The sequence below is a fragment of the Paenibacillus polymyxa genome (genome assembly GCF_001719045.1).
Classification (GTDB): domain Bacteria; phylum Bacillota; class Bacilli; order Paenibacillales; family Paenibacillaceae; genus Paenibacillus; species Paenibacillus polymyxa_B.
Genome location: NZ_CP015423.1, coordinates 158,437 through 177,505, shown reverse-complemented (window position 1 = coordinate 177,505; position 19,069 = coordinate 158,437). Strand labels below are relative to the sequence as shown.

Genomic DNA, 19,069 nt, shown 5'->3' with positions numbered 1-19,069 from the left:
CACTTAGATGATTAAAATTCGGAAGCTGACCAAGCAAGTGGGGCCTGAACGGACCCAGCTACTTCGAGGAATTGATGCTGAAATTCATCAGGGCGAATTTATTGCCATAGTGGGGCCAAGTGGAAGCGGCAAAACAACGCTGCTTCGCTGTCTTGCTTTACAAGAGCCATGGGATGAAGGCAGTTTAATTGTAGGTGGCAATGATGTGCTGAAATCCGGGTGGACGGGCAAGAAGAAAATAAAGCGGGAATGGGCATACCTGGAGCAAAACCCGCATCTAAATATGAATCGAACCGCTCTTAAAAATGTGCTCATTGGCAGATCCGGTCAAACTCCAATGTGGAGAATGGTGACGGGTATGGTGCGTTCCGACGATTATATGGGAGCGATGGACGTACTGGAGGATCTGGGTCTGCTGGATAAGGCGCATGATAAATGTGACAAGCTCAGCGGTGGCGAGCGGCAGCGGGTAGCGACTGCGCGTGCTCTCGTGCACGGAGCTAAAGTTATTTTAGCTGATGAGCCTGTAAATGGACTTGATCCAGCTTCGGCAGCGCATGTATTGGAGACCTTTCGCAAGCTGTGTTCTGACGAGCGGGTGACGATCATGACTGTATTGCCGCTGGAAATGGCTGAACACTTTGCTTCCCGTATATGGGGGTTGAATGATGGTGAGTTGGTGTTTGATATTCAGGGAAGACGATTGACACAAGCAGAAAAGAACAAATTGTGAAGGGGACGGCAAGAGAAGTGAATATAATGCTGTTAAGAATGGTGGCTGGCTGCTGTTCCTTGCTGCTCCTTGCTGGATTTTTAAGCGGCTGTAATGTTATTAGCGATCCCATTTCGCTGATGGAGACACCGACGATGTCTGACGAGAAACAGCAGTTGAATGGTGCAGTGAATACGCAGCTAGGGGCGGTACAGCCTTTAAGGCCGAATGACCCAGATGACCCGACACCAATTCGGACGGGTGATCTGAACAATGATGGCACAGACGAAGCAGTGCTCTTTTATGAAACACCAGATGAGAGCGTAAAAATACATGGTGCCTTGTTTGAAGATCAGGGCGGAACGTGGGTAAAGAAGCTGACGTTTGATGGGGAAGGCACTGTGCTGGAGTCATTTAAGCTCGTGGATTTAACGAATGATGGAACACTCGATATTGTAGCGGGTTTTTCCAGCGGAGATAGTGGCGATGGCGGGGATCAGAAGGGACTCATCGTGTATTCCTATACCGGAGGAACTCTGGAGAAAATATATGCTACAGGTTATACGGACTTCGTCGTAGATGATTTTAACCATAACAAGATGGACTTGAACGGGGATAATTTGAATGATTTGACGATTATCACGCTGCGACGTAATGAATTCTTTACTGTTAAAACGTTTCAATTCAGTGGGGGAACCTTTAAGGAAATCGGATCGTTGGATTTGGACAGTCAGGTCTTAAGTGTCTATAATGTCGTTGCTGGCAAGGTAGCCGAGGGTAGGCAGGGGGTTATTATAGACACCAAAATTGCCCAGACCACTACCGTTTCCAATGTTATTGTGATGGATCACGGCAAGCTCAGGAAGCTTAATCTTATGGATGTCACCTTCAAGGATGCGACCATCGCCAGTGGTGATGTGGATGGTGACGGCATTCTGGAATTTGGTAATTTGGAGAAGCCTAAAGGTTGGAGTAACAAGCCGCTGGATGAGGTTCCATATTTTGTGTCGTTCTATCAGTGGGACGGGGCGAAAGGGACGCTTTTTAAGCAGCAGCAGTATCGTGATTCTAATGAACAGGTCTACTTCAGATTACCGAAAGAGCTGCATGGCAAGGTGACTATTGATCCGAAAGTTTCGAAGAAGGACAGTTATTTGCGCTTCATTTTGGATGATACAGACAAAACGATAGCGGAAATTAAATTTTTCTCGTTGTCACAATGGGAGCGAAACAACGAAGGTTATAGCCAACTGTGGAGAACGAATGCGCAGGTCATTGGCATTAAGCGATCCAGTGAGCTGGAACCGCGTAAAACCATTAAAAACAAGATGGGGGAAAGGCAGGTAGAGTAGAGTGAGTAAAGTTTTAATCATGGAAGACGAGGAATCCATTCGCAGCTTTATCGTCATTAACTTGAAACGTAACGGTTTTGAGGTGTTGGAGGCGTCGGAAGGGCATGAGGCTCTGAATATTTTGAACACGGTGCGGGATATTGATATTGCACTGCTCGACGTAATGGTACCCGGTATGGATGGTTTTGAGGTCTGTCGGAGAATCCGGGAAACGAATGAGCGCATCGGCATTATTTTTCTCACAGCGAAAGTACAGGAGCAGGATAAGGTGTATGCCTTGTCTGTAGGGGCCGATGATCATGTGAGCAAGCCTTTTAGCCCGACGGAGCTGATTGCACGTATTCAATCGTTATTGCGTCGGGTGAATGTACATCGTGAAACAGCAGCCAAAGTATCCTTCCAATCCGGACCGTTCACGCTAGATTTGATTGCTAAGCAATTTAAGAAGAGCGGGCAGCTGATCGAGTTGACACCGACTGAGTTTTCCCTGATTCAATTTTTTCTCGAAAAAGAAAACACGCCGCTCAGCCGAGATGTTCTACTTGACCACGTATGGGGCAAGGAATATATGGGCGATCCGAAAATTGTGGATGTGAACATCCGACGTCTGCGGCAGAAAATTGAAAACAATCCATCCGAGCCAGCTTTTTTACAAACAGTCTGGGGACATGGATATAAATGGAAAGGTCAGTCTCAATGATCAAAAAGGGGATTCGCCGACAGATTGTGCTTCACTATTTTTTCGTAGTGTTCTTGGCGCTTCTGTTAGTAGAAGTCATTTTTATGTTTGCACTCCGGTCGTACTATTATGACTCCATTTACAAACATATCGAAAGCCGTATCGAATCGGTAAGTGAATTTGCACCCAAATTCAAAGAGCCGGAACAGTCTTTGCAATCGTATTTGTTAAATACATTTTCTCTACCCTTCACTGAACTGCAATTGCTCGATGAACAGGGAAATGTAATTGATAACTCGACGAATTTTGCAGCAGATCTAAGTGTGCAAACAAGTGATGTTACACAAGCATTAGCTGGAGATACAGGCAAATGGATCGGAAAGCAACCGAGTACGGGGCAGCAGGTGATGGCGGTATCTCAAAAACTTGACAATATCGTCGGAGACCAGGTGTATGTTATTCGGTATACGACTTCGCTGGAATTGGTAAATGATAAGCTGTTTACGATTACGCTGTTTTCTCTTGGCATCATGGCAGCTGTACTGGTTATTGTATTTGTAGTCAGCACAGGGCTCGCGAATTCTATTGTTAGACCGATTAATAATATCCGCGATGTATCTGCTCAGATGGCTCAGGGGAGGTTTGATGCACGCATTGAAGGCGATTATCGTTATGAGTTGGGTGAACTGGCTTCGACTCTGAACTATATGGCACAGGAAATTGTCAGAACAAATCAAATCAAGGATGATTTTATTTCATCCATATCTCATGAATTGCGTACTCCACTTACATCTATTAAGGGTTGGAGTGAAACGTTAAATTCTGGCGGATATGACCCGGAAGAGACGAAAATCGGGATGAAGATTATTTCTAAGGAGACCGATCGGCTGATTGGCTTGGTAGAGGAAATTCTCGATTTTTCCAAGCTGGAGCAAAATGCCATGAAGCTTGTGATGGGAACGGTGGATCTACGGGAGCTTTTACAGGAAATTATGCTGAACGTATGGGCCAAAGCAGAAATGAAGCAGATAAAACTTCAGCTGGATTCGGAGGAAACGGCATATCTCGTCCATGGAGACGGTAACCGTCTAAAACAGGTGTTTTTGAACATTGTGGATAATGCTATCAAGTTTTCGCATGAAAGTTCGATTATTTTTCTGTCTCTACAACGGATGGATGGCAATATCGAGATATCCGTACAAGATACAGGGATTGGAATTAGTGCTGAAAACCTTGCCAGAGTCAGAGATCGCTTTTTCCAGGTAGACCACCAAAACGGTGGTACTGGACTGGGATTGGCCATCTCGCAACAGTTTATCGAGCGCCATCATGGTCAGATGCTCATCAGAAGTGAACTGGGGGCTGGAACTACCATTACGGTTTCATTACCTGCTCTGCAAGCAGAGCAATCCGTGGAACCATCACAACTTACTGAAGGACAGATTTAAAGCCTACTTATAGGTGTAATTAGAAAAACAGCCAGTCCTCTCAAATCGGGAGGGCTGGCTGTTTTTAATTTGGGGTAACGTTATGAAGTAAAACCTTCGGCACGTAAGCGTGTATTGCGCTCGTAAGCTTCTTTCAGCATACGTGTAGTTTGCGGTCGTACCGCCATTTTACCAAATACCGTTTCATTGGGTCCGATGACCATAATTTCGCCCGGTTTACCTTTAATGACAGCACCATCGCGAATCACAGCACCTTCACCAATAATCGCATGTTCAATATGGACGTTACGTCCAATGCGTGTGTCAGGCATAACGATACTTTCTTTAATGGCTGAACCTTTACCTACCTCGACACCACTAAATACAACGGAGCGTTCTATTCGACCCTCTACTTGGCAGGAATCATGCAACAAGCTGCCCAATGGTTGTGTTTGACGGTTAGGTACCTTTTGTGCGCTCAACCTTGTGCGGCGTTCACGTGTATACATCGGCCAGTCCTTGCGTTGAAGGTCGATAGCACAATCATCCTCTAACAAATCCATGTGTGAATCCCATAGGCTTTTAACGGTACCTACGTCCTTCCAATAGCCCTGGAATTCATAAACGTACAAGGATTCTTGGTCCGCTAACATTTTAGGGATGATATCTTTACCAAAATCATGACTGGATTGAGCATCCTGTGCGTCTTCTAACAAGTAATTTCTCAAGTAATCCCATTTGAAAAGGTAAATCCCCATAGAGGCCAAATTACTTTCCGGTTTATCCGGTTTCTCTGCAAATTCTGTGACACGCAGATCTTCATCGGCACTCATAACACCAAAACGGTGTGCTTCATCCCAAGGTACCTCCATGACAGAAATGGTAGCCGCAGCTCCTTTTTCCTTATGGTGGTTCAGCATTTCACGATAATTCATATAGTAAATATGATCACCGGATAAAATAAGCACATGCTCCGGATTTTGGCTGTCAATATATTCGATATTCTTATGAATAGCATCTGCCGTTCCTAAGTATTCAGCGTTACCTGTGTTATAAGATGGAAGCAGGGTAATTCCTTTATCATCTGTTTTTGTAAGACCCCATGGTGTTCCATCTCCGATATGTTCGTGCAAGGATTCTGCCTCATATTGCGTCAAGACACCTACAGTATCAATGTCTGAATTTACGCAGTTACTGAGAGGAAAATCGATGATCCGGTAATGACCGCCAAAAGGTACGGCGGGTTTTGCAATCGTTGAAGTAAGGGGAGCAAGACGGCGTCCCTCTCCGCCTGCCAGCAGCATGGCAATGCATTCTTTATTAAACATTTCGTTTCCCTCCCGGTTTAGTTGTCAGTGTAGTACATACATAAACGGTATGGGGTACTCTTGAAACCAAAAGGTATATAAGATTCCCCCAAAACTAAGGTTTATTTTTTTCCTAGTCATTTTTCTGTTCATTGTGGCTAGAATGGGGTAATAACTCAGGTCAGCTTTGACCCAAAAGCGAATGCATTACCGATTCATACATTTTTACCTACAAAACATATAAGGGTGGTGACGTGATGACAGACCAAACTCTTCCGCAACAGGCTATTTCATCAGAAGATATTTATTTGTTTCATGAAGGAACGCTTTATCACAGCTACCGATCTTTGGGTTCCCACCTTACTGTGGAGAACGGAGAACAGGGCGTCCGCTTTACGGTCTGGGCTCCTCATGCTCTCCATGTCGGGCTTGCTACAGATCGCAACAACTGGAATGGGGAACAGGATTCCTTATATAGGGTTCCCAAATCCGGTTTTTGGAGTCGTTTTTTTCCGGGGATATCCCAAGGAATTTTTTACAAATACGACATTACGGGTGCAAATGGTGAACGATTTCTGAAAGCAGACCCTTACGCGGTACGTGCTGAAGTGAGACCGGCAACGGCTTCTGTGGTAGCTTCTATAGATGGTTATGCTTGGAACGATGCGATTTGGCGCCGAAAACGTAGAGCACCTTATGGAAAGCCTCTGCACATATACGAGCTTCATCTGGGCACTTGGAAGCAAAAAGAAGATGGTACGTTTTATACATACAGGGAAATAGCTGAGCTTCTTGTGCCTTATGTGACCGATATGGGGTATACACATATTGAGCTGATGCCGCTGAGTGAACATCCGTATGATCTTTCCTGGGGCTACCAGCTTACCGGATATTTTGCACTCACAAGCCGTTATGGAGAGCCGCATGATTTTATGTATTTGGTGGATCGTTGCCATCAGGCGGGAATCGGAGTGCTGATGGATTGGGTGCCAGCCCATTTTGCAAAAGATGCTCATGGATTAAGGCTGTTTGACGGATCGCCCCTGTTCGAATACGCGGATCCGCTGATTGCGGAAAAGCCCGGCTGGGGAACGCTGACGTTTGATTACAGCAAGCCGGAGGTGCGTTCTTTCCTGATTTCTAATGCGCTATTCTGGATGGATGTGTACCATATTGACGGCCTGCGCGTAGATGCTGTGACAAGTATGCTACGGCTGGATTTTGAAAAGCAGGACGGTCAATATCGTTTTAACTCTAAAGGAGGCATTGAAAATGAGGAGGCTATTGCCTTCCTTCAACAACTGAATGAAACAGTATTCCGCTATTATCCGTATGCTCTGATGATGGCAGAGGAGTCCAGTGCCTGGCCGATGGTGACTTCCCCGGTAAGCGATGGAGGACTCGGTTTTAATTACAAGTGGAATATGGGCTGGATGAACGATACGCTTGATTATATCGAAACGGATTTCGATCAAAGGCCAGAGCGCCATAATTTGCTGACATTCCCCATAGCTTATGCGTACAGCGAGAATTTTACACTGCCGTTGTCGCACGATGAGGTTGTTCATGGTAAGAAGTCGCTGCTTGATAAAATGCCAGGTAGCTATGAGCAAAAATTTGCCGGGCTTCGAGCGCTTCTCGGTTACCAAATCACCTCACCGGGCAAAAAGCTCTTATTTATGGGAGGGGAATTCGGCCAATTCATCGAATGGAAGGATGAAGAGCAGCTTGACTGGTTTCTGCTGGATTATGATAGTCACCGTTCGCTGCACGCTTATACGAAAGCGCTGAATCATTTGTATATTCAGGAAAAGGCGTTATGGGAACTGGATCATTCGTGGGATGGATATCAGTGGATTGAAGCGGAGGACCGTGGGCAGAGCGTAATTACGTATTTACGTAAAGGTAAAAAGCCGGGAGATACACTGGTCGTGCTAATTAACTTTCAGCCCGTGCCCAGAGAGAACTATCGAATTGGGCTGGAAAAGGCCGGGAGTTATATCGAACTGCTGAACAGTGATCATAAGGACTTTGGGGGAAATAGCCAGCTAAATACCGGAGTGATACGGACCGCCTCCATTCCTTGCCACGGACAGCTTCACAGCTTGGAGGTGACCATACCACCCTTAAGCATCGTTGTACTCAAGAAAGCGCCTCGGAGGCCTAAAAAAGCAGATTAAACACATAAGGAGGAAGCACATATGAACATTTTGTTTGCGGCAGCAGAAGCACATCCATTTATTAAAACAGGCGGGTTGGCTGATGTCATTGGCGCACTGCCGAAGGCACTTCGTCAGGCGGGGTGCGACGTCCGAATCATTTTACCTAAATATGCGGGGATTCCCGATACTTATAAAAAGTCTCTGCGTCCGGTAGCGGTGAAGCAAGTAGCCGTAGGCTGGCGTAATCAATATTGCGGAATAGAGGAACTGACATTAGACGGAATCAAGGTTTATTTTATAGACAATGAGTATTACTTCGGTCGTGACGGTATTTACGGTTATATGGATGATGGCGAACGTTTTTCCTTTTTTAACCGGGCGATTTTAGAAATGCTGCCTGAACTGAACTTTCGGCCGGATATTTTGCATTGTCATGATTGGCATACGGCAATGGTTCCGCTGCTTCTGAATGCCGATTATCGACATTTGCCCTTCTACAGCGATATTCGCACAGTGTTTACGATACATAATCTGCTGTATCAAGGGGATTTTCCGTATGAGGTCTTAACTGAGCTGCTCAACCTGGATGGAAGCTATTTCACCCCCGAGGGTGTGGAGTATCATGGCAGACTGAATTTTATGAAAGGTGGGCTTACGTACTCGGATCATGTCACGACCGTGAGTCCAACCTATGCAGAGGAGATTCAAACTGAATTTTACGGATACGGGCTGGAGGGTCTGCTTCGTAAATTGGGAGATCAGGGTCGCTTAACAGGGATTGTGAACGGAATTGACACCAAAAGCTACAATCCTGCCACGGACAATCGTATTTATTCGAAGTACCGCACGAGTCTGACAAAGAAAAAGGAAAACAAAATTGGCCTGCAAAAAGAGTTGGGTCTGCCGGTGCGGCCAGACGTACCTATGATTGCCATGGTAACCCGGCTTGTAGATATGAAGGGGCTAGATCTGGTAACGAGAGTGCTTGACGAAATCCTGTATTATGATGATATCCAGTTTGTCGTGCTGGGAACAGGGGATCCGGCTTTTGAGCATTGGTTTCGTGAGGCAGCGGGACGCTATCCACTGAAAATGTCGGCGCAGCTCGCTTTTAGCGAACCTCTGTCACGAAAAATATATGCGGCAAGTGATATGTATCTTATGCCATCAAGGTTTGAGCCTTGCGGGATCAGCCAACTGCTGGCGCTTCGTTATGGAAGTATCCCTATTGTGCGAGAAACAGGGGGTCTTAACGATACTGTGCAGGCTTACAATGAGTCCACAGGGGAAGGAAACGGATTTAGTTTCACGAACTACAATGCACATGATATGCTGAACACTATTCGTCGTGCTGTTCATTTTTATCGCCAATCTGAGCATTGGTCGAAACTTACACAGACGGCTTTTGCAGGAGAATATAGTTGGGATATTTCAGCTAAAGCATATATGGATATTTACCATTTGCTAACAAAGACGGACTGAACAGAGTAGGAACACCATAGTCATGTTAATGAAAAAGGGAATCCCTTTAGCCAGTGTTTGGCTGAGGAATTCCCTTTTTGCTATGATCAGTCGCCCCCGCCACCACAGCTGCTTCCACATGAAGAGCCGCTGCTACACGAAGAATGACTACCAGAATCGCCTGAATCATGGTGAGAAGAGCCTCCATGATGAGAACTGTCATGGGAGGAATGATGGTGCGAGTGATGTGTATCCCAGTTCGAGCAACCGCTTGCCGAGCTACAGCCGGATGAGCTAGCTAATACGGCATTACCTGTAGCATCCGGGTGCATGTGTACGGCAAATTGTTCAGGTTGATACCATGAATACCACACAACAGCTAATAATAAATAGTCGACCTGTAAATAGTTGACCTTAGGCAATTGCGTACCCTCAGGATCATCCACCGCTTTATTCACCCGCTCGCGCAGATGTTGTACAATCTTATGAACCGCTTGTTGGGCCTGCTGTGAAATGGCTGTATTCTCCTGCGTATTCCAGCGGTCACCTGCTGGCTGCGCCGAAGTTGCGAGTTTATAATAGCGCGAAAGCTCGTCGTTCGGTAATGGATGATTAAAAAAAGTACCCCACAAACTAGCGCTATAGCGGTTCCAGCCAAAGCATTCCACATACAACCAGTCAAACCACGCCCGCTCCTCAGGCATCGGCTTAGAGCCGCCGGAATGGGGCGCATGGTGAAGCATACGACCAAAAAAAGCTTCCGAGAATTGCTGATATTCGCGGGTAAACATCAACATTTTGTGCCATAATTCATCCACATCACTACTGAACATAGGCACTCTATTCATAATCGCGCATAGCATAAAATATCGTTTTAGCTCATGCCAGCGCCAATCATATTCTTGGTCCGTCAGCTCTGGGTGGGCTTCCATTACACGACTCCTTACGCAATGAGCATAGGAGGCGGTAATGGATTGCTCCAGTAGCTGCATCAGCTCTGTAATCTCTGGATGACGCTCCTGTGTAAGGGACGAAGGAGAAGGGGAACTGAGGAAAAAAGCATTCCGGCGCCGTGTTTTTCTGTTTCCCCGGTTCCTGCGTATTGCACGGAATATAAACCAAACAATGATGAGGTCCACCACAATAAACAACGTCCAAAAGCTGCTCATACTATCCATGATGGCTGGCTGCTCCTTTCTGAAAGAACACGGAATTAAGATTTAGCTTTCGTTATTCAGCAGAGAGAATTCTTTTTTTATTTGGGCTAGCAGTTCAGGATTCGTGATTACATCGCAAGCAGTCCATGCCAAGGTTCTCGCAGCCAGCAGCATTCCTTCCATGGCCCGGTCCTGCATCGCCAAATCGCGGAATTCTGGTGTATGCAAGGCATGCTTCTCGTCAATAACTTGAATGTACGGATGGATAGCAGGGCAATGAAGCGATACATTTCCGATATCCATGGAGCCGTGATCTTCACCTTCCGTTATATCTTCTTGCGAAATGCCAGCCTGCACCAAATTTGCGGTAAAGGCATCGGAAAGTACGCGGTTTGTGACCATTTCATCATAAGATGTCTCATAATTGGAGGTCTCTAAACGACACCCGGCCTGTAAAGCAGCTCCTTCAGCAATTTGAATAACACGGCGAGTCAGCGGGTTCAGTTCTTGACGTGTAGCGGCCCTCACATAAAATTGGGCTGAGGCGTAATCAGGAATAATATTGGCTGCTTGCCCACCCTGATTAATGATCCCATGGATACGCACTGTACTTTTTACTTGTTGACGGAACGCATTGATGCCATTGAACGTTTGAATCACAGCGTCCAGCGCGTTAATGCCCTCGTGCGGACTGGCAGCCGCGTGGGCGGATTGACCAAAAAATTCGAATTGTACAGCATCAATCGCCAGCGATTTGCCTGATTTTTCGTAACGGTCATAAGGATGCGTCATAAGTGCTATGTCGCAATCATCAAACAACCCGGCAGCGGCCATCGGGACCTTTGCACCGCGTGTTTCTTCGGCAGGTGTGCCATATACCCGTACTTCTCCACCGGTTTCGTCGATGATCGACTTGAGGCCGACGGCAGCACCTGTACTCATCATACATATCAAATGGTGCCCACAGGCGTGTCCTAGACCTTTCAGAGCGTCATATTCTGCCAGAAAAGCGACAACCGGTCCGGGTTTTGCAGATTTGTAAGTTGCAATAAAGGCGGTTTCTATGCCCAATACGGGTGCCTGGACCTCAAAACCGTGAAAAACCAGTTCTTCTTTTAAACGGGCAGCGGCCAGAAATTCCTCGTTTCCAAGTTCAGGATTTGCGCCAATATATAACGAGATGTCCTTAAACCGTGGGGCATGCTGCTCAATTGTCTTTTGAATGGTCTGCTTAAAATCCATGCTGAAAACTCCTTTATATAAACTGTAATGTAGGTACTGCGTTAGGTATGCTGAAATTGTACTATAACATTCATTGCATAATCATGCATATTCATTTATAATGACACAATCTTATTTATTATAAAGAATTTAAGGAGAGAAAAAAAGATTGAAAAAGGCATATCGTTTTACCGCCCTGGTTTTGTCGGCGGTTATCTTGCTGTTGACTGGTCTTCCCATGCTCACTGCATACGGAACGGAAGCAAAGCCACAGAAAAAACTTGTAGTGGGCATGAGTGCCGATTTTCCGCCGTATGAGTTTCATAAAGTCATTAACGGTAAGGATACCATTGTTGGGTTCGATGTGGATATCGCCAAGGAAATCGCCAAAGATTTGGATGCGGAGATGGTCCCTGAGGACATGAGTTTTGACTCTTTGCTGCCTGCTTTGCAAAGTGGTCGTGTAGACTTGGTACTGTCCGGTATGACACCGACGGATGAGCGGAGAAAGAGCATTGATTTTTCAGATGTATATTATCGCTCCAAGCAAGTCATTATGGTACGCCCAGAGGATAAAGACAAATATCCTACGATGGATGCTTTGAAAGGCGAGAAGATTGGCGCACAAAAAGGGAGTATTCAGGAAGAAATTGCTCAAAAAGTGCCCAATGCCACTGTAACGTCATTGGATAAAATATCGGATCTGGTACTCCAACTGCGGACCCAGCGTATCAACGCTGTTGTGATCGAAGATACGGTTGCTAAAGGATACACGTTAGATGGTACCGTAACACTTGCCAAGGCGGTGCCTGAGGATGCCGGAGCAGAAACAGCTGTAGGTATACGCAAGGGGAACGCAGAATTGCTTGCCTCTGTAAATAAAACGTTGGCTCGCCTAAAAGCGGACGGGTCGATTGAGAAGTTTTCCACGGAGGCAAGTGCACTCTCAGCAGATCGACAGGTTTCTTCTAATAACATCGTAGATATTTTTTGGAAATACCGCAGTTTATACGCTACGGGTATCGGCTACACTCTGTTGCTGTCTGCGCTCGGAGTATTGTTCGGATTTATCATTGGTCTAATCATATCCTTGCTGCGAATGAGTGGAGTACGCATCATTGAATGGTTAGGTACCACTTATGTAGAGATCCTGCGTGGCACACCTATGCTGGTGCAACTTATGATCATTCATTACGGGGTTGCTTTGACGCTGGGTGTCAACTTTACGCCACTTCAGTCTGGCATAATCACATTGTCTCTGAATAGCTCGGCGTATCTGGCTGAAATTTTCCGTGCAGGTATCCAGGCAGTGGACCGTGGACAGATGGAAGCTGCCCGCTCGCTCGGGATGGGGAGAGGCAAAGCTATGCGTCACGTCATTTTACCGCAAGCGTTTAAATCTATTTTACCTGCTATCGGTAATGAGTTTATTACGATCATTAAAGAATCCTCCATTATTTCGACCATTGGGATGGTGGATATTATGTATCAGGCCCAGGTCATTAAGAACATTACCTACGAAGGATTAAGTCCGTTCATAATCGCAGCCGCTATTTATTTTGTAATGACATTCAGCTTGTCTAAGCTGCTGGGTTTATGGGAAAGGAAGTTGAGAGCCAGTGATCACCGTTAAACAACTGCGTAAATCGTTCGGTAAGAATGAAATTTTAAAAGGCATTGATATAGATATCGCCAAAGGTGAAGTCGTCGTCATCATCGGCCCCAGTGGTTCGGGGAAGAGTACGTTTTTGCGTTGTATGAATCTGTTGGAACAGCCTACGGACGGGGAGATTTTATTTGAGGGCGAGCCGATTACAGCTCGTGGCCATAATATTAATGTAACCCGGGAGAAGATGGGGATGGTGTTCCAGCATTTTAATCTTTTCCCGCATAAAACAGTGTTGCAGAACCTGACACTTGCCCCAACACAGGTTAGAAGACAGTCAGGGAAGGAAGCGGAAAAAATTTCGCTAGAACTCTTGCGTACCGTAGGGCTTGAGGATAAGAAGAATACCTATCCGAACCAGCTATCCGGAGGACAGAAGCAACGTATTGCGATTGCACGTGCTTTGGCCATGCAGCCGCATGTAATGCTGTTCGATGAGCCGACTTCTGCATTGGACCCTGAAATGGTTGGAGAGGTTCTGGATGTAATGAAGAAGCTCGCCGAAGGCGGCATGACAATGGTAATCGTGACGCATGAAATGGGCTTTGCCCGCGAGGTGGGCGATCGAATTATCTTTATGGATAACGGTCAAATTGTAGAGCAAGGTACACCAGAGCAGGTATTTGGTACTCCAAGCCATGATCGCACCCGTGATTTTCTTGCCAAAGTATTGTAAGGAAGTGCTGATATAATCTATAAAAAAAGCCCTCCGTTTAACGGAGGGCTTTTTTTCTTTTTGTCACCATTTCCCCATACTTTCGTAACAAATATCGATTTCTTGATGACAAAATTGTAATGAGTGTAGTATGATGTTCGAGGTTCCCAACATTTTCATGCGGATAAGGTTACAAAATTGTGATATTATGCAGTAAGCCAAAACTTACCGGGACAGCATGTGGTTATGACAACCGCTGAAGCTGGGCCCAAACTATGGGAAGTGCGGGGGACGTAACAACGGCAGTCATTCCGATACGTCATAAGACGATGTGGAATATGCCTAGGGGTGAATTGCACAAGCATAGGGCTTCTCCTGAGTCCGAATCCGACAGCTAACTTCGCAGGCATAACAGAGGAGGTACATATCTTTGAAACATCTAAAACATATTGGTAAAACGATGAAATTTGCGGTGCTTGCCGCAGCTATTGCAGGGCTGACACAGACAGCTGGAGTAGCGGATGCTGCTTCGCTTCACACTGCCAAAGAGGGCGATACCTTCTTTTTGCTTGCTCAACGTTATGGGGTATCGGTAGACGAGCTAACGAAGGCGAACCCAAACATTGCCTCCAACAATATATATGCAGGTCTGCAAATTAAGGTGCCTGGCGAAAAAAGAGTGAAGGCAGCTTCGGATTCGAAGCCGCAGCTTCTTACGGAGAAAGCACCAGCGAATGAGGGGCCAACGATTGAAGCGTGGGGCAAAACATTCAACTATAGCAAAATAGTTGATGTTAAGGCTTCAGCGTATTCTGCCGCAGCCGACGAGAATGGTAAATGGGGGGCAGTGGACTACTACGGCAATCCGCTTAAACTAGGTACAATTGCGGTAGACCCGAACGTCATTCCGATGGGCACGAAAGTGCTGGTTACAGGCTATTCCCACCCAGGTTTGCCGGATCATTCTTTTGTAGCTGTCGCTCGCGATCAGGGCAGCGCCATTACAGGAAAGCGGATTGATATCTTTATTCCTGGCAACAAATCATTTGTGAACGACTTTGGATTCCAAAATGTGAAGCTGTACGTTATTGATAAATAGCATTGTACGTATATACGGTTTAATTAAACATAATATATATTATGTAAACTTAATGCCTGTATCCTACCGCATATAACTAGGTCGGATTCTTATCAGGTCTTATCCATAAAAAAAGGCTGTCTTGACGAGCAGAAAACTTCTGCTGGTAAGACAGCCTTTTTACGTTGCTTTAGCTTGTAGCTCAATCATAAACATATGGTTATTTCCGTTCCGATGTGTGGAGTAGCCGGGGGACTGTCACAAATTTGTATCCCTTAGCTTTTAGAGAGTGAATTAGACCCGGCAGAGCTTGGACAGTGCCTTGCAAGTTGGAACTTTGACCTCCACCTGCGTGCATTAAAATAATAGAGCCAGGCCCGGTAGCTGGGATCACATTGCGTTGAATTTGTGTTTTACTTAATCCCTTCCAATCGAGAGAGTCTACATTCCAATTAACAATCATATAGCCATGACGACGTGCCCATTGGATTTGAGGCTCCGTGATTTCACCGTAGGGTGGACGAATCAACTTGGGGCGAAAACCTGCGCTGGCTTGTAAAATACGTTCTGTTTTTGTAATCTGGTTGCGAAAGCGTTCTGGTGTGGCCTTCCTAAAATCCGGATGAGTATAGGAATGGTTTCCTATAGCATGGCCTTCACGGATAATACGGCGTATGATCCCCGGATGCTTTTCCGCACGGTGACCGACGATGAAAAAGGTGGCTTTGATGCCATTAGCGTGTAATACGTCCAAAACCTGCGGCGTATACCTAGAATCGGGCACATCATCAAAGGTTAGGGCAATTTGGCGGGTGTGTGGGCCGCACATTTTAAAAATGTCCGCATGTTTTTTACGCAGCATTGCTAATGTAGGAGTTGCTCGATCTGTGCTCTGATGTACAGAAGAAGCAACAGCTGCTTCCTTGGGATGGGGCGTTCCGGTGTTGGGAGGCGCATCCGCGTGAACGGGTAAACTTGAGAATGCTAGTAACAGTGCCAAGCATGGCAACACTCCCCTGTACGGCATATGTATCCCCCCCTTTCCGTGCAGTGGTACCTAGTGGTGCTCTCGACTATTATGTACCTGTCTTATTAAAAATATGCTGGTAACCAAGTTCGGCTTATAAACGACTGGAAAGAAGCCCACGATGAAACGATTATCAATGAAGATGATGGAGCTAAACGTACATATTCTCTTAAACATGACCGAAAACAGGAGCATTTTCGCAAGTTTTAGCCTTACAACGAATTCGGTATACTGTGACAGCTGGTGTATAATGGGGATGCAATTCATAATTATACAGACATGGAATTGAAGGAAGGATGGATAAAAGTGACCGACTTGTTTACTCCTTATCAATTAAAGGGGCTTTCTTTAAAAAATCGGATTGTCATGCCCCCGATGTGCCAATACAGCGTGGAGGCCAAGGACGGAAATCCAACGGATTGGCATCATGTCCATTATGTGAGCCGGGCAGTAGGAGGCACTGGACTTATTATTGTGGAAATGACAGCGGTCCATCCAGATGGACGTATTACGGATCGTGATTTGGGTATTTGGAGTGACGAACATATTCCTGCATATCGTAAGATTGTAGAGGAAGTCCACAAGTATGGTGCCAAGATTGGTATTCAACTAGGCCACGCTGGACGCAAGGCTGAAGATGCTGAGCAACCTGTGGGTCCGTCCACGATTCCTTTTAGCGAACGCTTTAAAAAGCCGCACGCCTTAAAGACAGCTGAAGTCAGGGAATTGGTCCAGGCATACAAAGAAGGCGCGCGCCGCGCGGTGGAAGCCGGTTTTGATACGGTTGAGATACATGGCGCTCACGGCTATCTGATCCATCAATTTCATTCGCCTTTAACAAATACCAGAGAAGATGAATATGGGCAGGATTTGTCACTGTTCGGTGTTGAGGTCATACATGCTGTTAAAGAGGTTCTTCCTGCTGATATGCCTGTGCTTATGCGGATATCTGCCAAAGAATACGTCGAGGATGGATATAATGTGGAATACATAACAGGCGTAGGGGAACGATATCGTGATGCAGGTGTGGATATTTTCCATATTTCTTCTGGTGGTGAGGGTCCGATTGGTTCTGGCGGAGGCCCGTCTGCGCGTGCCGGCTATCAGGTGGATTTGGCTCATACCATCCGTGAAAAGCTGAATGTACCTGTGATTGCTGTTGGCTTACTGGATGATTATGAGGACGCCCGCCGGGTTGTTCAGCAGAAAGAAGCTGATCTGGTAGCAATAGGGCGTGCCATGCTGCGTGATCCCTATTGGGCGCTGCATGCATCGCGGGAGCTAAAAGTACAGGCCGACATCCCAGAGCCTTACTTGCGCGGTTTTTAGATATTTTTGAAACCCTCTTTGCAAAGCTTGCGTAAACATGTGTACAGAGCTTAAAATTTAAGCATTCAACTCTAGGAGGAACTTCACATGTCTATTTTCAAACGATTAAGAGATCTTACGATGTCCAACATTAACGCCATTATCGACAAGGCAGAAGATCCAATTAAAATGACGGATCAATACATTCGTGATATGCAAGAGGACCTGGAAGATGCAGAGAAAGCGGTAGCCGCTCAAATTGCTATTGAAAAGAGGTTCAAACAGCAATACGAAGAACAGGCTGCTTTGGTAAAGAAACGTGAAGAACAGGCACATACCGCTGCAAAAGCACAAAATGTAGATCTGGCCCGTCGTGCGCTGGAAGAAAAGAAATCTGCTGAACAAAAAATGAACGAGTTCAAAGCTGGTTACGAACAGAACAAAGCTGCAGCCGATAATCTACGTGGCAAGCTGGATGAAATGCGCAGACAGCTGACAGAAATGAAAAACAAGCGCGAAACACTGGTTGCCCGTTATAATGCAGCTAAAGCGCAAACCGAAATTAACAAAGCTATGAACGGTTTTAGCTCTGATACGGCAACTGCCGGATTGAAGCGTATGGAAGAAAAAATGCTGCAAGCAGAAGCACGTGCCGAAGCGAGCAACGAAATGTCCTCTAAGGAAAAATCGTTGGATGAGGAGTTCAAAGAGCTGGATAAGAAAAGCGCCGTGGACGATGAGCTTGCCGCTTTGTTAAAGCAATACGAAAATAAATAAGAACATTTTAGCAATGCCACCAAGTGTGATTGCTCAGGAAGCGAAGGAGAAACGTTTTCTCCTTCGCTTTTCCCTGCCTGGAGGCGCAAAACATTATATGAAGGTCAAGAAGATGTGGAGGATGGTATGAAATGCATTTTTTAGAAACGATGAAAGCAATGCTTGTATGGACTGGTGCGGGGGCTATTTTGATCTTCGCATTAATGTATGTCGACTCTTTATTTACGAAGTATAAGGATTTTGCCGAAGTGAAAGCTGGAAATATGGCCGTAACGGTACGAATGATTATGAAGCTGGTTGCACAAGGCTATATTTTGTCGGGGTCTATCGCTACAGCTAATAATTTGCTCGAAGCGCTTGTGTATTCTGTGATCGCCTTTGTCATCCTGCTTGTTTTGGAAGTTATTGTACGTCTGCTGTTGCGGTACTGGGCTCAGTTTGACCTGGATAAAGGTACACAGGAAGGTAAAATTGGTTTCGGTCTGTTTTCAGGAGCGCTGCATCTAGTTGGCGCCTTGATCATTACAGCATGCTTCTAGGCTAAGAAAGGCAGGAATATAACCATGGGTGTGTGGAAACGAATTTCAAATCTATTTGCTAAGCCGGAGCCGCCAAAAGCAGAGAAAAGCATGCTTCACTTAAATCCAGGTGATATCTGTGAAGTGTCGCTTGTTACCTATGAAGTGGTAGGTCGTGTACATAATCGTGCCCGGAATGCCGTTGTTTTGACGCTTCAGGATGGTAATCAAGTCAGTTATCTTCATATTGAGGAACGGGAAACACTGCAATTCGGACTATATCAGGCCATCGACGGCAGACTTGACAACCCCGAGGAAGTGCCGACCATTTTAGAGCTGGATGATACAACGTATCATTTGGAGGAGCAATATTCTGGGCAAGTTACCGTCATGGGCCGTGCTCCTTTCCGACAGGGTGGAGAGCAGCATGTTTGGCAGTACCAGTCTGATGATTATCATCTGTTGCGGGTAGAGTGGCAGGACGGTCGCTTTATGCTTTATGAAGGAGAAGAAGTGATTACCGGAGACGTCAAGGTTATTCGGGCAAGCTAGGAGAGGGTTA

The 19,069-nt window shown here is 45.9% G+C and carries 17 protein-coding genes and 1 riboswitch; of the genes, 13 read left to right on the top strand and 4 right to left on the bottom strand.

Annotated features, from left to right (window positions below):
- Positions 1–7 precede the first annotated feature (7 nt).
- From AOU00_RS00775 to AOU00_RS00760, 4 genes are read left to right on the top strand one after another with little or no spacing between them, the layout of a single operon-like run.
- On the top strand, positions 8–733 hold the full coding sequence (locus AOU00_RS00775) for a phosphonate ABC transporter ATP-binding protein (RefSeq protein WP_061828237.1): 726 nt from the start codon (positions 8–10) through the stop codon (positions 731–733).
- Positions 730–2,064, top strand: a complete 1,335-nt coding sequence (locus tag AOU00_RS00770) for a hypothetical protein (RefSeq protein ID WP_061828238.1) — start codon at positions 730–732, stop codon at positions 2,062–2,064. Before AOU00_RS00775 ends, AOU00_RS00770 begins: the two co-directional genes overlap by 4 nt.
- Before the next feature lies 1 nt (position 2,065).
- Positions 2,066–2,764 (top strand): response regulator transcription factor, encoded by a 699-nt coding sequence (locus tag AOU00_RS00765; RefSeq protein ID WP_023988960.1) that lies wholly within the window; start codon positions 2,066–2,068, stop codon positions 2,762–2,764.
- Positions 2,761–4,191, top strand: a complete 1,431-nt coding sequence (locus AOU00_RS00760) for a sensor histidine kinase (RefSeq protein ID WP_061828239.1) — start codon at positions 2,761–2,763, stop codon at positions 4,189–4,191. Before AOU00_RS00765 ends, AOU00_RS00760 begins: the two co-directional genes overlap by 4 nt.
- 80 nt (positions 4,192–4,271) lie before the next feature.
- Here AOU00_RS00760 and AOU00_RS00755 read toward each other — a convergent pair whose 3' ends face one another.
- Positions 4,272–5,498, bottom strand: a complete 1,227-nt coding sequence (locus tag AOU00_RS00755; RefSeq protein WP_061828240.1) for a glucose-1-phosphate adenylyltransferase — start codon at positions 5,496–5,498, stop codon at positions 4,272–4,274.
- 236 nt (positions 5,499–5,734) lie between these two features.
- Between AOU00_RS00755 and glgB the strand changes: the two genes are divergently transcribed.
- On the top strand, positions 5,735–7,657 hold the full coding sequence (gene glgB, locus AOU00_RS00750) for a 1,4-alpha-glucan branching protein GlgB (protein ID WP_061828241.1): 1,923 nt from the start codon (positions 5,735–5,737) through the stop codon (positions 7,655–7,657).
- Positions 7,658–7,678: 21 nt separating this feature from the next.
- Entirely contained in the window at positions 7,679–9,121 is a 1,443-nt protein-coding gene (glgA, locus tag AOU00_RS00745; RefSeq protein ID WP_061828242.1) for a glycogen synthase GlgA, read from the top strand.
- Between the two features lie 86 nt (positions 9,122–9,207).
- Here the strand turns inward: glgA and AOU00_RS00740 are convergent, their stop codons facing one another.
- Both AOU00_RS00740 and AOU00_RS00735 read right to left on the bottom strand, forming a co-directional pair.
- Positions 9,208–10,269: a glycine-rich domain-containing protein gene (locus AOU00_RS00740; protein WP_237166252.1), complete on the bottom strand. Its 1,062-nt coding sequence runs from the start codon at positions 10,267–10,269 to the stop codon at positions 9,208–9,210.
- A 51-nt stretch (positions 10,270–10,320) separates the two neighbouring features.
- Complete coding sequence (locus AOU00_RS00735; RefSeq protein WP_061828244.1) at positions 10,321–11,499, bottom strand: M20 family metallopeptidase; 1,179 nt, start codon at positions 11,497–11,499, stop codon at positions 10,321–10,323.
- 148 nt (positions 11,500–11,647) lie between these two features.
- Between AOU00_RS00735 and AOU00_RS00730 the strand changes: the two genes are divergently transcribed.
- From AOU00_RS00730 to AOU00_RS00720, 3 genes are all read left to right on the top strand, one after another.
- Entirely contained in the window at positions 11,648–13,111 is a 1,464-nt protein-coding gene (locus AOU00_RS00730) for an ABC transporter substrate-binding protein/permease (protein ID WP_061828245.1), read from the top strand.
- Positions 13,098–13,820 carry an amino acid ABC transporter ATP-binding protein gene (locus tag AOU00_RS00725; protein WP_061828246.1) on the top strand — a complete coding sequence of 241 codons (723 nt, stop codon included), beginning with the start codon at positions 13,098–13,100 and terminating at the stop codon, positions 13,818–13,820. The genes AOU00_RS00730 and AOU00_RS00725 overlap by 14 nt, the downstream gene beginning before the upstream one ends.
- 234 nt (positions 13,821–14,054) lie before the next feature.
- Positions 14,055–14,223: riboswitch (cyclic di-AMP (ydaO/yuaA leader) on the top strand.
- 6 nt (positions 14,224–14,229) lie between these two features.
- Positions 14,230–14,898, top strand: coding sequence for a 3D domain-containing protein (locus AOU00_RS00720; RefSeq protein ID WP_061828247.1), 669 nt, complete (start codon positions 14,230–14,232; stop codon positions 14,896–14,898).
- 199 nt (positions 14,899–15,097) lie between these two features.
- Here AOU00_RS00720 and AOU00_RS00715 read toward each other — a convergent pair whose 3' ends face one another.
- Complete coding sequence (locus AOU00_RS00715; protein WP_069289669.1) at positions 15,098–15,904, bottom strand: polysaccharide deacetylase family protein; 807 nt, start codon at positions 15,902–15,904, stop codon at positions 15,098–15,100.
- Between the two features lie 306 nt (positions 15,905–16,210).
- On the opposite strand from AOU00_RS00715, the gene AOU00_RS00710 reads away from it, so the two are divergent.
- The 4 genes from AOU00_RS00710 to AOU00_RS00695 all read left to right on the top strand — a co-directional run bounded on the left by AOU00_RS00710 (position 16,211) and on the right by AOU00_RS00695 (position 19,059).
- Positions 16,211–17,233: an NADH:flavin oxidoreductase/NADH oxidase gene (locus tag AOU00_RS00710; RefSeq protein WP_081330763.1), complete on the top strand. Its 1,023-nt coding sequence runs from the start codon at positions 16,211–16,213 to the stop codon at positions 17,231–17,233.
- 87 nt (positions 17,234–17,320) lie between these two features.
- Entirely contained in the window at positions 17,321–17,989 is a 669-nt protein-coding gene (locus AOU00_RS00705) for a PspA/IM30 family protein (protein ID WP_013310486.1), read from the top strand.
- Positions 17,990–18,120: 131 nt separating this feature from the next.
- Positions 18,121–18,528, top strand: coding sequence for a DUF350 domain-containing protein (locus tag AOU00_RS00700; RefSeq protein WP_013310484.1), 408 nt, complete (start codon positions 18,121–18,123; stop codon positions 18,526–18,528).
- A gap of 24 nt (positions 18,529–18,552) precedes the next feature.
- Entirely contained in the window at positions 18,553–19,059 is a 507-nt protein-coding gene (locus tag AOU00_RS00695) for a DUF4178 domain-containing protein (protein WP_061828250.1), read from the top strand.
- The last annotated feature ends 10 nt before the right edge of the window (positions 19,060–19,069 follow it).